At 73.0% G+C, this 15,209-nt stretch carries 13 protein-coding genes and 1 pseudogene; 4 read left to right on the top strand and 10 right to left on the bottom strand.

Annotated features, from left to right (window positions below):
* Positions 1–45 precede the first annotated feature (45 nt).
* Both radA and ACFC1R_RS17525 read right to left on the bottom strand, forming a co-directional pair.
* The gene (gene radA, locus ACFC1R_RS17530; protein ID WP_375939413.1) at positions 46–1,566 is read right to left on the bottom strand and encodes a DNA repair protein RadA; all 1,521 of its coding nucleotides are present in this window, start codon (positions 1,564–1,566) and stop codon (positions 46–48) included.
* A gap of 199 nt (positions 1,567–1,765) precedes the next feature.
* Positions 1,766–2,491, bottom strand: coding sequence for a hypothetical protein (locus ACFC1R_RS17525; RefSeq protein WP_375939411.1), 726 nt, complete (start codon positions 2,489–2,491; stop codon positions 1,766–1,768).
* A 297-nt stretch (positions 2,492–2,788) separates the two neighbouring features.
* Between ACFC1R_RS17525 and ACFC1R_RS17520 the strand changes: the two are divergent.
* Positions 2,789–3,343 (top strand): annotated as a pseudogene (locus ACFC1R_RS17520) (hypothetical protein); the annotation flags it as partial.
* Between the two features lie 279 nt (positions 3,344–3,622).
* Here the strand turns inward: ACFC1R_RS17520 and ACFC1R_RS17515 are convergent.
* The 3 genes from ACFC1R_RS17515 to ACFC1R_RS17505 form a co-directional block, all read right to left on the bottom strand.
* Complete coding sequence (locus ACFC1R_RS17515; RefSeq protein ID WP_375939409.1) at positions 3,623–4,321, bottom strand: GAP family protein; 699 nt, start codon at positions 4,319–4,321, stop codon at positions 3,623–3,625.
* Between the two features lie 215 nt (positions 4,322–4,536).
* The gene (locus tag ACFC1R_RS17510) at positions 4,537–5,874 is read right to left on the bottom strand and encodes a DUF1254 domain-containing protein (RefSeq protein WP_375939407.1); all 1,338 of its coding nucleotides are present in this window, start codon (positions 5,872–5,874) and stop codon (positions 4,537–4,539) included.
* Positions 5,875–5,931: 57 nt separating this feature from the next.
* Complete coding sequence (locus ACFC1R_RS17505) at positions 5,932–7,347, bottom strand: DUF1254 domain-containing protein (RefSeq protein WP_375939405.1); 1,416 nt, start codon at positions 7,345–7,347, stop codon at positions 5,932–5,934.
* A 258-nt stretch (positions 7,348–7,605) separates the two neighbouring features.
* Between ACFC1R_RS17505 and ACFC1R_RS17500 the strand changes: the two genes are divergently transcribed.
* Positions 7,606–8,616 carry an NAD-dependent epimerase/dehydratase family protein gene (locus ACFC1R_RS17500; RefSeq protein ID WP_375939403.1) on the top strand — a complete coding sequence of 337 codons (1,011 nt, stop codon included), beginning with the start codon at positions 7,606–7,608 and terminating at the stop codon, positions 8,614–8,616.
* Between the two features lie 120 nt (positions 8,617–8,736).
* Here the strand turns inward: ACFC1R_RS17500 and ACFC1R_RS17495 are convergent, their stop codons facing one another.
* From ACFC1R_RS17495 to ACFC1R_RS17475, 5 genes are all read right to left on the bottom strand, one after another.
* On the bottom strand, positions 8,737–9,495 hold the full coding sequence (locus ACFC1R_RS17495; RefSeq protein ID WP_375939401.1) for a DUF4239 domain-containing protein: 759 nt from the start codon (positions 9,493–9,495) through the stop codon (positions 8,737–8,739).
* Between the two features lie 98 nt (positions 9,496–9,593).
* Positions 9,594–10,643, bottom strand: a complete 1,050-nt coding sequence (locus ACFC1R_RS17490) for a family 2 encapsulin nanocompartment cargo protein polyprenyl transferase (RefSeq protein WP_375939400.1) — start codon at positions 10,641–10,643, stop codon at positions 9,594–9,596.
* Between the two features lie 214 nt (positions 10,644–10,857).
* The gene (locus ACFC1R_RS17485) at positions 10,858–11,181 is read right to left on the bottom strand and encodes a hypothetical protein (protein WP_375939398.1); all 324 of its coding nucleotides are present in this window, start codon (positions 11,179–11,181) and stop codon (positions 10,858–10,860) included.
* Between the two features lie 282 nt (positions 11,182–11,463).
* Entirely contained in the window at positions 11,464–12,891 is a 1,428-nt protein-coding gene (locus ACFC1R_RS17480; protein WP_375939396.1) for a family 2B encapsulin nanocompartment shell protein, read from the bottom strand.
* Positions 12,892–13,270: 379 nt separating this feature from the next.
* Complete coding sequence (locus ACFC1R_RS17475; RefSeq protein ID WP_375939394.1) at positions 13,271–13,492, bottom strand: hypothetical protein; 222 nt, start codon at positions 13,490–13,492, stop codon at positions 13,271–13,273.
* A 171-nt stretch (positions 13,493–13,663) separates the two neighbouring features.
* Between ACFC1R_RS17475 and ACFC1R_RS17470 the strand changes: the two genes are divergently transcribed.
* Positions 13,664–14,200 carry a hypothetical protein gene (locus tag ACFC1R_RS17470; RefSeq protein WP_375939392.1) on the top strand — a complete coding sequence of 179 codons (537 nt, stop codon included), beginning with the start codon at positions 13,664–13,666 and terminating at the stop codon, positions 14,198–14,200.
* A gap of 295 nt (positions 14,201–14,495) precedes the next feature.
* On the top strand, positions 14,496–15,119 hold the full coding sequence (locus ACFC1R_RS17465; RefSeq protein WP_375939390.1) for a TetR/AcrR family transcriptional regulator: 624 nt from the start codon (positions 14,496–14,498) through the stop codon (positions 15,117–15,119).
* Positions 15,120–15,209: the final 90 nt, after the last annotated feature.

Here is a 15,209-nt window from a genome sequence, read left to right as displayed (position 1 = left end):
GGACAGGGCAAAGTCTAACTGTGCACGGCAATATCGGGACCGGGGTCAGGCCAGTTCGTCGGAGTCCACCGGCTCCCACCCGGCCATCAGCTCCTCGGGGTAGGCCGCGACGGCCGGCGCGGGGACCGACCGCGAGGCCGAACGCCCCTGCGGCGCAGCGGTGTTGGCGCCGTCCGCCTTCGGTCGCGAGGACCGGCGGCGGCCCGGGATGGCCCGCAGTGCCTCACCGATGTCGGAGACCTCGACCACCGTCATGCCCTTGGGAACCTTGCCCGGGTCCGGCGGGACCAGTGCGTGGGTGAACCCCAGCCGGTGCGCCTCGGCCAGCCGCCGCTGCACGCCCGTGACCCGGCGGACCTCACCGGCCAGGCCGACCTCGCCGATCGCCACCAGGTTGCTCGGCAGCGGGGTGTCGGACGAGGAGCTGGCCACGGCGAGCGCGATGGCCAGGTCCGCGGAGGGCTCGGTGAGCTTCACACCGCCGACCGTCGCGGTGTAGATGTCCTGTTTGCCGAGCTTCACGCCGCCGTGCCGCTCGACCACGGCCAGGATCATCGCGATCCGGGGGGACTCCAGTCCGGAGGTGGTCCGGCGCGGGGAGGGGATCTGCGAATCCACCATCAGCGCCTGCACCTCGGCCACCAGCGGGCGGCGACCCTCCAGAGTGACCGTCAGACACGTCCCCGGCACCGGCTTGTCACGGCGCGTCAGGAAAAGGCCGGACGGGTCGGCCAGGCCCGCGATGCCCTCGTCGTGCAGCTCGAAGCAGCCGACCTCGTCGGTGGCGCCGTAGCGGTTCTTGACCCCCCGGATGATGCGCAGCCGGGCGTGCCTGTCCCCCTCGAAGCTCAGCACCACGTCCACCAGGTGCTCCAGCAGGCGCGGGCCGGCGATCTGGCCGTCCTTGGTGACGTGGCCGACCAGCAGGGTGGCCATCCCGCGTTCCTTGGAGGCCCGGATCAGTGCCCCCGCCACCTCGCGGACCTGGGCCGGGCCGCCGGGGGCGCCGTCCAGCTCGGCGGAGGCGATGGTCTGCACCGAGTCCAGGATCAGCAGCCCGGGGTTGACCGCCTCGATGTGGCCGAGGACCGCGCCGAGGTCGGACTCGGCGGCGAGGTAGAGGTGGTCGGAGAGCGCGTTGATCCGGTCGGCGCGCAGCCGGACCTGCCCGGCCGACTCCTCACCCGTGACGTAGAGGGTGCGGTGCCGGGCGCTGGCGGCCTTGGCGGCGACGTCCAGCAGCAGGGTCGACTTGCCGACACCCGGCTCGCCCGCGAGCAGCACCACCGCGCCGGGCACGATCCCGCCGCCGAGCACCCGGTCCAGCTCGGGCACACCGGTGGTGCGGGCGGTGGCGACCTGGCCGTCCACCTGCCCGATCGGCTTGGCGGGCGCACTGACCGGGCCCGCGGCCGTCGTCCGGATCGGCACCGCGCCGTACTCCTCGACGGTGCCCCAGGCGTTGCACTCGGGACAGCGGCCGACCCACTTGGGCAGCTGGTTGCCGCACTCGGTGCAGCGGTACGCCGGTCGCGGCTTGGCGGTGGTCTTGGTGCGGGCAGCCATGTCGCCAACCGTAGCCGGTGGGTACGACAGTCCGGGACCGCCACCGGGACCGGGACCGCCCGCAGCCGGGGCGCGGTCGGCCGGGCGCCGGCTCGCCTCGCCCCGCGCGCTCGCACCGCTGTGTCCCTGTACCCCTGTACCCCTGTGCCCCGTGCCCCTGCACGCCCGGCCGGGTCCCCAGGGGCGAAGCGTGGTGTTGTTACCCGAAAGAAGTACAGCGCCCGGGATCGACCGGAAGCGCGGCACCCGTCTCCCTAGCGTCGGCTCCGTGACCACCAGGCTTGCTCCCCCACCACCGGCCGGCTCCCCGGTCCTCCAGGCGTACGACCAGTGCGTCGACGGCCTGTTCACCTACTGCCTCTCCGTCCTGTGCGGGCACGACGCGGCCGTCGCCGCCGTACGGGAGGTCCGCGACCTGGCCCTGCGCCACGGCGAGCGGCTCGCCGAGCCCGGCCTGCTGCGGGCCTGGCTGTACGCTCTGGCGCGGTACAGCTGCCTGCGGCGGCTGGAGCACGGGCCCGACCCGCAGCAGCCCCCGGCGGAGCGGTTCACGGTGCCGCCGGGCACCGCGGCACCGCTGCGGACCGCGACGCGTCCCGTGCTCGCCGCGCAGCAGCGGCGCGAGCTGGCCTCGCTGGCCTGGCCGGAGGCGGCGGGCACCGGTCCGGAGCAGCGGGAGGCCCTGGAACTGGCGGTGCGTCACCGGCTCGGACCGGCCGAGGTCGCGGCCGTGCTCGGGCTCTCCGCCGCGACGGCGGACGGGCTGCTGGCCACCGCCGCGGCAGAGGTGGCCAGAACCCGGACGGCGCTGCTGGTGCTCGGTACGGGCGGCTGCCCGGTGCTGGCCCAGCTGGGCGGCCCGGGGGCGGCGGACCGGCCGGACCGGGTGCTCGGCCCGGCGCTCCGCCGCGAGCTGGTGCAGCACGTGGGCGACTGCCCGACCTGCCGTGCGGCGGCCGACCGGGCGGCGGGCGGACCGGGCGCCGGCCTCGCCGGGTCGCCGGGGCTGCCCGTGCTGACGGCGCCGGTGACACTGCGGGTCGGGTCGGCGCCCGGGCGTCCCGCCAACGGTGCGGCGGGGGCGGCGTTCCTGGCGGGCGCGGCGGCGGGCCGCCGGGCGCTGCGGGCCGGGTCCGCGCCCGGGGAGCTGCGGTTCGACCGGAGCGGGTTCCCCCGGCACCGGGCGCCGGGCCAGGGCCGGGCGCCGGCGGGGCGCCAGCGGATGGTGACCACGGGCGTGCTGGCCGCGGTGCTGGCGGCGCCGGTGGTGGCGCTCTGGGGCGCCCACCACGGCGACGCCCAGGGTGCGGGCGGCGTGTCGGCCGTCCGGGTGGACACGACCGAGGTGCCCGCCCCCGGTGATGGGCCCGGCCCCCGTTCGGCGCCGGGTGGCCGGACCCGCGCCGGAGGGCTGCAGTTGGCCGCCGTCCGGGGCGCAGAAACGTTGCTGCCATCGATCGCGGGCGCGGCGGTGCCCGTACCGGCCGGCGGCTCGGCCCGGCTCGACGGCCCCGGGCTGGTCGCCGCCCCGGTCGGCGGGGCGCAGCCGCCGGCCCCCGGAACCGCGCCGGCTCCCGCTCCCGCGCCCGCACAACTGACCGTCGAGGCTCGGGAGTTCTCCGGCCGTACGGTCATCACACTGACCGATACCGGCGGCACCGCACTCCAGTGGCATGCCGTCCTCGATGCCGACTGGCTCCGGCTCAGCCGGGATTCCGGCACCCTGGCGCCAGGCCAACGGATCACCATCACGGTGACGGTGGACGAGGACCGTGCCCCGCGGACCCGGTGGACCGCCCGGATCGCCTTCCCGCCGTCCGAGGCCGTGGTCACCCTGGAGGGCGGCCCCGAACACCGTGGCGGCTCTCCCTCGCCCGCCCCCACGGCCTCGACCGCACCGCCCCCGGGCACGCCGACGCCCGCGCCGACCCCCTCCGCCTCCTCACCCGCCCCGAGTGCCACCCCACCGGCGGCGAGCCCGACCCCGACCCCGGCCTCCTCGGCGCACCCTCCGCCCGGCGGCCCTGGGTCCGGCGGCGCGGGACGGCTCCGGTCGTCAGCCGGACAGCCCGGTGATCGCGGCACCGACGTACTCGGCCCCCAGCACGACCGGCAGCACGGTCGCGATCGCGGAGTTGTGGGTGGACATCCACGCCTTCCACTCGCCCAGTACCTTTGCGGACCCGGCGCCGCCGCACAGGTGGACGGCGAGCGGCAGCAGGGTGCACAGAGATCCCACCAGCACCATCAGCACCAGGGCCAAGGCCTTGGCACCCGGCCCGCCACCGCTGGTCGCGATGGCGACCGCGCCGCCGACCACCGGCAGCAGGTTCTTCGGATCGGCCGTGACCAGGGCGGCGGCCAGTCCGGCCGACCGGACCGGGGTGAGCCGGTCGACGGCCGCCAGCCAGGCGGGCGGACGGTGCACATGCCCCTCCCGCGGGCGTTCCCGCCACCGCCGAGCGCCGAGCAGCAGGAGCAGGAGCCCCACGGCCAGAGCGACCCACCACGCCCAGGGGGGCCTGGCCTCACCACCGCCCGGCTCCGGGAGCGCGCCCGCGGCGGTCAGGACCGCCAGGACGGCCACGACCGCCGTGGTGAGCGCCGCCAGTGTCGCCGACCACCCGAGCACGAAGGCGGTGCCGTTCACCCGGCCGCGCGGGCTGGCCAGCAGCAGGACCGTCGCGACCAGCGTCACCGGACTGATCGCGACACCGACCGCCGAGGCCAGCATCTGTCCGACCGCACCGCCCAAAGCGGGCCTCCTGTCACGGGCAAAGCAGACAACCGAGAAGCGGACAACGGGCGAGCGGACAACCGGGCGAGCCGGAGCCCGGGGAGACGGGGGACCTGGCAGGCGAGCCCCGGACGCCTTGGGCCGCCGACCAGTCGGTCTCTGGCAGGAGGGGCGGACGGACCACCCGGCGGCCGAGCGCGGGTGAGGCCGCCTGCGCCGCGGGCCGGCCCCGGTCAGCGGGGTTCGAGCGGCGGCAGCCGGTACGAGCCGTCCAGCACGGTGGCCCTGGGCTGGTACATCCGCAGGACCGGCCGGAACTCGCCGGCCGGTGTCGGCAGCCAGTTCGCCGTCTCGACCGGGTCGGTCGGCCGCTCGTGCTGGAGGACCAGGGTGACCGAACCGTCCTTCCCGTACGCCAGGCCGGGCGTGCGGTCGCCGATCGAGTAGCGGCCGATCAGGTTCTCGGTCAGCCGGCGGCCGGGCAGGTCGTAGACGGTGACCGACCAGAAGGCGTCGACCGGCGGCGGGCCGTCCAGGCGCAGGGTGTACGAGCGGGCACCGGTGAGCGGCCTGCCCTCGGCGTCGTCGTGGGTGGTGGCGTAGGTGGCCTCGTACGCGTGGTTGCCCCAGAGGCCGGTGCGGGCGGCCGCCGCGCGGACGAGGTAGGCGGCCCGGCGGTCGGCGGTGCGCCAGTCCCGGGAGGCGACCGTGCCGGGCCCGAAGTGGTCGAGGTTGTAGTCGAAGAGGTGCAGGCTCACGGCCCACTCCCCGGCGGGGCGGTCCTCGGCCGGACCGGTCACGGCCTCGACCCGCTCCTCGCCCGCGGCCAGGCCGTTGGCCAGGGCCGCCGCCCAGGCGGGCTCGGGAGCGAGGTACGGGGAGGTTCCGGTGTCCAGCAGGCCGAGCGGCGCGAACCGCTGCTGGTAGGCCAGGTCGGGTTCGGCGGGCGGGAAGGCGGCCGTCCACCGCCGGAGCCGTTCGAGGAAACGCAGCTCCTCCGGGACGCCCGGGTCGGGCTCGGGGAGTCCGGCGTACACCCCGCCGGGCTCCAGCGGGGCGAGGGTCAGCCGCCGCTGGAGGTCGAGGACCCTGGGGAGGTCCGCCGGACCGTCGCAGACGTAGCGGCCGACGATGGTGGCGACGGTGGTCGGCGAGACGATCACCTGGACGTCCTCGGACGCCGTCCCGTGCCAGTGCGGCGGGGTGACCAACCAGGTCTGCTCGGCGGTGCCGGTGGAACGGCGGCCCAGGTAGGCGAAGTTGTTGGTCCAGGCGTCCACGAACTGGAGCACGAAGTAGCTGCCCCTGCTGTCCGGGACGTGCAGCAGCACCGGCCCGCCGGAGAGGTCCAGTTGGGCGAAGGAGTAGAGGACGTCGCTGTTGGCCGAGGGGAACTCGGTCCGGGGCGTGGCCGGTTCCCTGGCGTGGACGAAGCGGTTGAAGGGGGTGGGCGGCAGGCCGCTGCCCATGCCGCGTTCCACGAAGGCGCCGACCGTGCCGAGGCCGCGGACGATCGGGCTGCCGTAGACGTAGGCGTCGGCCGCCAGCGCCTTCAGGGCGGCATCGGACATGCGGGTGTCCCTTCCGGTCAGAAGTTCCGGTCTCCGGTCAGAGGTTCCGGCCTCCGGTCAATCGACCTGCGGTTCCTGGACGTTGAGCTGGGGAAGCTGCCACCGCCCGTCCAGCACCGGCGGTTCGGGCCCGTACACCCGGAGCACGACGGTGAACGGCCCGCCTGGCGCCGGAAGCCAGTTGGCCGCCTCCGCCGGATCGGTGGGCCGCTCGCGCCGGAGGAACAGGGTGAGCGAGCCGTCCTTCCCGTGCACCAGACCGGGGGTGTGGCTGCCGATCGTGTGGCGGCCCGCCGGGTTCGGCACCAGCAGGCGCCCGGGCAGCCGGTACACGGCCACGGACCAGAAGAACCTGGCCGGCGGGAGCTGCCCGGCCGGAAAGTCGAGGGTGTAGCGGTGTTCGGCGGCGTCCAGCGGACTGTTTCCCTGGTCGTCGGCGAGCCAGTCGGTGCACCAGACCTCCTCGACCGGCAGTCCGTACCCGCCCTGCCGGGCACCCACCGCGCGGGCCAGGTAGTCGCTGCCGAGCTGCGCCCGGGTGCCGAACCAGGCGGTGGAGTCCGGCCCCTTGGCGGTCTCCGCAGCCAGCCGGGCCCGGCCGTCCGCGATGCCCTGCAGCATCGCCTCGCGGACGTCCAGCGGCAGCGCCGCCGGTTCGAAGTCCCCCGCCCCGACGTCGAGTTCGGCCAGCCGGTTGCGCAGCCCCGCCTCGGTGGGCAGCACCGGGAAGAAGCCGAGCAGGAAGTCCAGCAGGACGAAGAACTCCAGCGTCTCCAGCACCTCGGCGTTCCGCCATACCGGCCAGTGCGGCTCGGGCCTGGCCGGCGGCGGCGGAGTGCCGAGATACCCGCTGAGCGGCGTGAGGAGGTACTGCGACTGGAGCTTCTGCAGCTCGGGCGCGTCCTGCGGCCCCGCCAGGTACGTGCGGCCCAGGATGCCGACCAGCTCGGTGTCCGCCCGCAGGACCCCGTCGAACCCCCGGCTCGCTCCGGATCCCGGACGGTCACCCCCGGGCCCCTGGCCGCTCTCGTCCGACCCCTGGCGGCCCGCGCCAGGCCCCGGGCGGCCCGCGTCGGCCGAGTGCGGACCGGTGATCAGGTAGCGGCCTGCCGCCTGCCCGGTGGTGCGGGAGCCGACGAAGCCGACGTACGAGGTGTCGAGGTCGTGCACCGCGAGGACGTAGTAGCGGTCCATGGCCGGGACTTCCAGCACCCACGGCTCCGCCCGCAGGTCGAGCCAGGCACAGGAGTACGGAGTGTCGCTGCTGGTCGCCACCAGGTCGACATCGGCCGGGGCGAACGGGTTCCGGTAGTGGCGGAAGACGCCGAAGCCGCCGACGAAACGCGGGTCCGCGTCGTCGACGGCCTGCGCGTACATGGTCCGGTAGTTCTCCAGCAGCGCGCAGCCCCAGATCCACGCCTCGGCAGCGGTCTCCCTGATCGTCGCCGGGTCCACGAGCGCCGGGTTGCCCATGCTGCCGTACTCCCCACTGCCTGGTCGGACCGGCCTGATCGCACCGACGGTCGACTGGCCGGTCGATGAGCCATTCGGACATTACAGTACAAAGAGGATGCCCGGTGCGGTCCGGAGCCGTGGCACGCCGGGCGCACTCGGGAACCGGCCGAGGACCGCCCGCCAGGCCGACACGCCGCACTCCGCTGCGGGTGAACACACTCCGCCGAAAGTGAACGGCCGTACCGGGAAAGGCCGATGACGCGCAGTCTTTCCGGTATGAACATCCTTGTGCTTGGCGGCACGTCCTTCCTCGGCCGTGCCTACGTCACCGAGGCGCTGCGCCGCGGCCACCGGATCACCACCTTCAACCGCGGCCGCACCGGAGCCGACCAGGACGGCGTCGAGGTGGTCCGGGGCGACCGCAACTCGGCCGCCGACCTGGAGCGACTGGTCGACGGCCGGCGCTGGGACGCCGTGGTGGACACCTCCGGCCAGCAGCCCGCCGCCGTCGCCCTCGCCGCCCGTCTGCTGCGGCCGCACGCCGGCCACTACAGCTTCGTCTCCTCGATCCACGCCTTCACCGACTGGCCCGCTCTTCCGGTCGGCGAGGACTCCCCCACCCACCCCTGCCCGGCCGACACCCCGCCCGACCAGCCACCCGCGAACGCGCTCAAGGCCGGCTGCGAGCGCGCGCTGCTCGAACAGTTCGGCGCCGAGAAGTCGCTGATCCTCAACTGCGGTCTGCTGATCGGTCCGTACGAGAGCGTCGGCCGGATGCCCTGGTGGCTGGAGCGCATGGCGCAGGGCGGTCGGGTGGTCGCCCCCGGCAACCCCGACCGGACGATGCAGCTGATCGACGCGCGCGACTTCGCGGCCTTCGGGCTCGACCTGGTCGAGCGCGGCGCCGGCGGCCGGTACGTGACCACCGCGCCGCCCGGCTCGACCACCATGGGCGAGTGGCTGACCGCCTGTGCGGACGCCACCGGCGGCAGGGCCGAACTGGTCTGGGTCGGTGACGAGGCCCTGCTCGCGGCCGAGGTCATGCCCTGGGTCGAACTGCCGCTCTGGTCGCCGGACCAGCCCGAGTGGCAGGCCGTCTGGCTGGCCGACACCGCCCGGGCCCGGGCCGCCGGGCTGAACTGCCGCCCGATCGCCGAGTCCGTCCGCGACACCTGGGCGTGGATCCGGCAGCGCGGCCCCCGCACGGAGCCCTACCTCCAGGGGACCGTCCCGCTCGGGATCGCTCCGGAGAAGGAGCGCGGCCTGCTGGAACAGGCGGCCTCCTGACGATCACCCCGGCAGATCGCTCCAGGAGCTCGCCCCCGGAGAGCACCTCGGGAGGCCGGCTCCGGAGAGCGCCGCAGGGGCGCGCGGCGAACCTGCACCGCGCGCCCCTGCGGGCATCCGCTAACGCGGAGTGGGGAGGCGTTGCAGGAAGACGTCGAAGGCGGTCGGTTTGACCGCCGTGACCCCCGTGAACGGGAAGTCCATCTCCTTGATGACGATCAGCGAGATCACCACCAGACCGCTGAGCGCCAGCACCATCAGGGCGTGCGAGAAGGTGTTGGAGAGACCGAACAGGAAGGTGAAGCCGATCGTCAGCACCGCTCCCAGGATCAGCGCGGCCCAGAGCAGCGGCGGCACGTCCTCGTCCACCTGGCTCAGCCGGGAACGGCGCTCGGAGGCCAGGCTCTCCAGGTGGCTGACCGCGTGGTCGTAGAGCACCCGCTGCTGGTCGTTCCCGGCCTGGATCGAGAAGACGTCACCGCGGATCTTGTAGACGAGGTCGGTCGCGGCCGGACTGGACTCGTGATGCGCCATCAGCGGCCACTCGGTGTCCTTGACCATCTGGGCGTAGTCCAGGGTGTGCCGCTCCAGCTGCGGACCCAGGGGGGCGGGCAGCTGGCGGGAGATCCAGTAGACCCCGGCCAGCGAGTCGGCCTCCTTGAAGGTGGTCTTGCGGGCCGCGTCGTTGTTCTCCCAGACCGCGATCACCACGAATGCCAGCAGTACCGCGTAGAGCACGCCGACGGCGGCGAAGATGAACCCCGCGACGTCGTTGTGAACCTCGCGCACCGGGTGCGGGATGTAGCGCTGCACCAGGTACAGCGCTGCCGAGACGGCCAGCAGGACGCCGACCAGGATTCCGATGTCCAACAGACTCATGTGCTGTGTTTCCCTGCCCTTGCGGTTGTACGGAATTGCAGAGGTACGAAGGGGCTGTGAGCGCAAGGGCGGTCGGACCCGGAACCGGGCGCGGGCCCTCAGTGGGTGCGGCGGGTGACCAGTTCGGCGAGCGCGAGCAGGTCGTCGGCGGCCGTCGGGTCGGGGACGGCGGCGGAGAGGTGACCGATCGCGGCCGCCATCCGCTCGCAGGACTCGGTCTGCGCCCAGACCCGTCCGCCGGCGCCGTCCACCGCTGCCGCCGCGGCCAGCAACTCATCGGCACTCAAAGGCCGTTCCAGTGCGTAGAGCTCGGCGAGCACGGCGGCCTCCGAAGTGCCGGAGGACAGGGCGTGGACCACGGGCAGCGACTTCTTGCGGGCGGCCAGATCCGCGCCGACCGGCTTCCCGGTGACGGCCGAGTCGCCCCAGATGCCGATCAGGTCGTCGATCAGCTGGAAGGCCAGGCCGATCTCCCGGCCGAAGGCGTCCATCGCCCGCGCCGCGTCCTCGTCGGCGCCCGCGTAGAGCGCGCCGATCGCGCAGGCGCAGCCGAGCAGGGCGCCGGTCTTGCCCTCGGCCATGGCCAGGCACTCGGCGAGGGAGACGTCGTTGCGCTGTTCGAAGGCGCAGTCGCTCTGCTGGCCCTCGCAGAGCTCGACGACGCAGTCGGCGAGGCGGCGGACGGCCGCCGGGGTGGCCGGGTGCTCGTCCTCGGCGAGGGTGCGCAGCGCGAGCGAGTGCAGCGCGTCACCGGCCAGGATGGCCCCTGTGGTGCCGAACACCCGCCAGGCGGTGAGCCGGTGGCGCCGGGTCTGATCCCGGTCGATGACGTCGTCGTGCAGCAGGGTGAAGTTGTGCACCAGCTCGACGGCGGCCGCCGCCCGGACGGTTTCGGCCGGCCGGCCGCCGACGGCCTGCGCCGCCGCCAGCACCAGGGCCGGACGGATCGCCTTGCCCGAACCGGTGTCCGACGGCGTGCCGTCCGGCTCCCGCCACCCGAAGTGGTACTCCGCGATCCGGCGCGTCGATTCGGGCAGTGTGCCGACCGCCGCGCGCAGCGCCGGGTCGACGAGTGCCCGGGTACGGGCCAGCACATCGGCGGCCTGGTGGCCCTCCCGGTTGCGGCGCTCGAGTGTGAAGATCCCCATGCGTGCTCCTCCCCCAGATCGTTCCGGCTCTCCTGGCGGGCCTCCCGGTGAAGCCGCGCCCAGCCACTTCGCCGACCCTGCCGTGGGTCGGATCCTGCACGTGCTCGGCCGTTCCCGACCTCGACCAATCCCGGTCTCGACCGCTCCCGACCTCGACCGCTCCCGGTCTCGACCGCTCCCGACCTCGGCCGTTCCGATCGAACGCGTCGGCCGCTCAGCCGATCCGGGCCGCTCCGCCGGTCGCGCCACCAGTGGTGCCGTCGGTGGTGCCGTCACCCACCGCCCCGGCCCCGCCGCCCGGTGCGGCAGCGGCCAGGGCTCGCGCCAGGACACCGGCCGCCTCCCCCGGGAGGTCTCGCACCGCCGACCCGGACGGCCGTACGGCGGATGCCTCCTCGGCGTGCCCGGCCACCGTTCCGCCGATGCCCGCTCCGGGGTCCACGGGCCGGGCGCCCGACAGGCCGAGGATCCTGGTGCTCGCCGTGCCGAGGCCGGTCGGACCGGTCGGCACCCGCGGGACGGTCGGTGAGCTGTCCACTCGGGTCTCCTTCTGCAGTGTCCGGCCGGTGCGGTCGGAGTGGTGACGAACGGGGCAGCGGGGCGTGCCCGGAGGACTGCAGCAGACTGCATCGAGCACACCCCGCTCTCCGGCCCGGATTCACGGCCGGCTGTCCGGCCGACTATCCGGTCAGATTTTCATTCCAGCTTTCAGGCCGACTTTCGGTCGGACTTTCTGTCCGATTTTCGACCGGCCTTCGACCCGACTTTCGATCCAGCCTTCAATCGGAGACCGCACCGAATAGAGACCAGCCGGTCGGAATCAGTCACGCGGGCGTGCAATGTCGACATTCTCCAGTACCCCGATCGCGTCCGGGACCAGAATGGCGGTGGAGTAGTAGGCGCTCACCAGATAGGAGATGATCGCCTTCTCGTTGATGCCCATGAAGCGCACCGAGAGGCTCGGCTGGTACTCGTCCGGAATGCCCGTCTGGTGCAGACCGATCACACCCTGGTTGTCCTCGCCGGTACGCAGCGCGATGATCGAGCTGGTGTGCCCGTCCACGATCGGAATCTTGTTGCAGGAGAAGATCGGCACACCGCGCCAGGCGGGGACCTGGTGACCCTGGACCTCGGTCGGCGTCGGGTAGAGCCCGCGCTTGCTGCACTCCCGACCGAAGGCGGCGATCGCCTTCGGGTGGGCGAGGAACATCTTGGTGCCCCGGCGGCGGCTGAGCAGGTCGTCCATGTCGTCCGGGGTCGGCGGGCCGGAGTGGGTCTGGATCCGCTGGTCGTACTCGGCGTTCTGCAGCAGCCCGAAGTCCCGGTTGTTGATCAGCTCGTGCTCCTGGCACTCGCGGAGCGCCTCGATCGTCAGCCGCAGCTGCTGCTCGATCTGGTTCATCGGCTGGTTGTAGAGGTCCGCGACCCGGCTGTGGACCTGGAGCACCGTCTGCGCGACGCTCAGCTCGTACTCCCGGGGGGCGAGCTCGTAGTCCACGTACGTACCGGGGAGCTCGTACTCGCCCTCGTGGCCGGCGGACAGCTCGATCTCGGCCTCGCCGTGCTTGTTCTGCGACTGCTGGGCGTCGGCCAGGTAGGCGGTGATCTGGTCGCGCAGCGCCTCCGAGCGGTCCACCAGCTGCTGGAACGCCGACCAGGACAGCGTGAGCACCGTACCGGCGGTGGCGGCCTTGACCGAGTAGTCCCAGAGCGCGTCGCTCTGCCGGACGGCCTCGTCGCCGAGGTGGTCGCCGTCGGCCAGCACGCCGAGCACGGTGGTGTGGCCGTACTTGCCGCTTCCGATCTTGTTGACCTTGCCGTGCGCGATCAGGAACACCTCCTCGATCGGCTGCCCGGCCTCGACGAGCACCTCACCGGCCGCGAAATCCCGCTGGGCGAACCGGCCCGCCAACTCCTCCAGCACCGCGTCGTCCTCGAAGCCGCGCAGCACGGGCACCTCACGCAGCGACGGCGGGACGATCCTGACCTCCGCACCGGTCTTCACAAAGCTCACCCGGCCGCGCCCGACCGCATAACTGAGCCGGCGGTTCACCCGGTAGGTACCGCCGGAGACCTGCACCCACGGCAGCATCTTGAGCAGCCACCGGGAGCTGATGCCCTGCATCTGCGGCTCGGACTTGGTGGTCGTGGCCAGGTTCCGGGCGCCGGCCGTGCCGAGGCTGGTCTGCGGCCGGTTCTGCGGCTGACCGCTCTGAGCAGGAATACCGAGATTCGTTTCGGTCGTCATTAGAGGGATCCTCCGCATGAGCGCATGAGTGTCGCTTACTCCACACATGCTGAGCCCAAATGGAGTCATCCACAATCACTCTTTCGAGTGGCCGGAATGGGTGAAAAATTAGTACGACTGGCTCATTTGATCGATAACTATTCGGCCACCAGATCGAATCGACGGAAATCCAGCACGTCAGAGCGCCATCGAAGATCGAACATCCGCACCCGAACGGTCGCCCCCGAACGGATGCACCCGAACGGCCGGGGTCGCGGATCCCACCGCAACCCCGGCCGTCGACACACACGCCCACCCACCGGCACTTCCGCAGACGCCGCTGCGGCCACGCCGGCAGGCGCACCCGGAGGCACTCCTGCCCGTAGGCCTGCAGACAGGCCTACAGGTGCGCCTTCAGGTACTCCGAGACGCTCCGGCACCACTCCACGAGCTCCTCGCGGCGGTGCATCCGCCCCTGGGACAGGGCGCCGACCTGGGCATCGGTGAGCCGGTCGGGGCCCGACTGCTCCAGCAGGTGCGAGATCTCCCGCAGTGTCGTCGCCAGCTGCTCGGCATCCGAGTGGCTGAGCATCACCAGCGCGTCGGTGTGGCCAATCGTCATGGAACCAGGCATTACGCCCTCCTACAGTCGGCCCCCGTCCGGTCGGACCCCCATCCACGGTACGGCCGGCCACCCGGCGGATGCATCCGGTGCGCGCCTCCCCCGCCGACCACGGCCACCGCGTTATCAACGAGAGGACAAACCACGACAAACCACCCACCGGAGTCTGCTGTGCCCCTCCTCACCCGAGCCCCGCAGCCGTTCGTACTGGCTCCCGACGACTCCGGCCTGATCGCCGAGATCGAGGCGTACCTGGCCTCCCTCCCCGCCTCCGCGCGCATCACTGTCCCGTACATCTGCGCCTACGGGAGGGTCCGGCAGCCGTGGAACGCCGACCACCCGGTTCCCCGGCCGACCCTGCTCGACCGGATCGTCCGCCGCCCCGCCCGGCCGGTCCCCGTCAGCGTGGCCGACCACCTGCGGCTCGCCTCGCGCTACATCGCCTTCCACGGCTGGTTGCAGGGCGCGATGTGGGACAGTGCCGGACGGGTCTGCCTGCTCGGCGCCCAGGCGGCGGTCCTCGCCCACGGCTACGGCACGCCCGACGACGCCCGACGCGCCCGCGCCCAGGTGATGGAGGTGCTGCGCAGCACCGGGCAGCCCGCGGACTCCCCCGACGAGTTCAACGACGCCCCGACCACCCGGCAGGCCGACGTCCACCAGTTGCTCGGCCAGGCGGCCACCAGGGCGCACCGCCTCGGCATCTAGGCACGACCCCGAACGGGACGCTCTCCCCGCCCGGCCCAGCCTCGGCCTCGGCCTCGGCCTTGGTCTCGGCCTCCGCCTCCGCCTCCGCCTCCGGCGAGGGGACCAGGCCCGGCCGGGGCCGTCGGCCTCGGTGTTCCGGCTTCGCCAAGCCGCAAGGCGGCGGTGTACGGTCGGGACTCGTTCGGCGTGTCGGCCCCGTTCGGTGCACCGACCTCGTCCGGTTCGGCGGATCCGTGCGACGTGTTTGTCCGGTTGGCCGTTCAGTGTGCTCGGGAGACGTAAGGGTGGCGTGTCGATGACCCCTCGCCGGAGCGCCGATCCCGGAGCGCGGACCTTCGTCGAGGAGGCCCGCCGCCGGCAGATCATCGAGTGCACGATCGACCTGATCTCCACCCGCGGCTACCCGGCGACGTCGCTCTCGGCCATCGCCGAGGAGGCCGGCATCTCCAAGTCGGCCGTGCTGTACCACTTCTCCTCGAAGGACAACGTCACCAAGGCGACGCTCGACCACGTCTTCGAGCAGTTCACCGCGCACGTCCGGGAGCGGGTGGAACGGGAGTCCGACCCGGTCGCCGCCGTGGTCGCCTATCTGCGCGCGATGATCGGTTACCAGCAGGCCAACCGCCGCCACGTCCGGGTGATCACCGAGATGTTGCTGGACGACCACGGCGGCACCCGCCTCAAGACGCCCGGCTCCCACGACACCAACGGCCGCTGGCAGGCGCTGGCCGCCCTGCTCGCCACCGGGCAGCAGGCCGGCCGGCTGCGCGAGTTCGACACCCGGGTGACGGCGCTGGCCATCGGTGGCGCGATCGACAGCGTCATCTCGCACTGGCTGGTCCACCCGGAGCTCGATCTCGACGCCGCCGCGGCCGAGTTGGAGACCTTCACCCTGAACGCCATCGAACGCCGCGACTAGGGCCTGTTGCGAAAGTGCTGGTCAAAGCCATTCATTGATGGCCGCGACCAGCACTGTTGCCTCGTAGCGGACGGCGAGCTCGTCATAGCG

This window comes from Kitasatospora sp. NPDC056138 (assembly GCF_042264695.1).
Classification (GTDB): domain Bacteria; phylum Actinomycetota; class Actinomycetes; order Streptomycetales; family Streptomycetaceae; genus Kitasatospora.
This window is presented reverse-complemented; position numbering and strand designations above follow the sequence as displayed.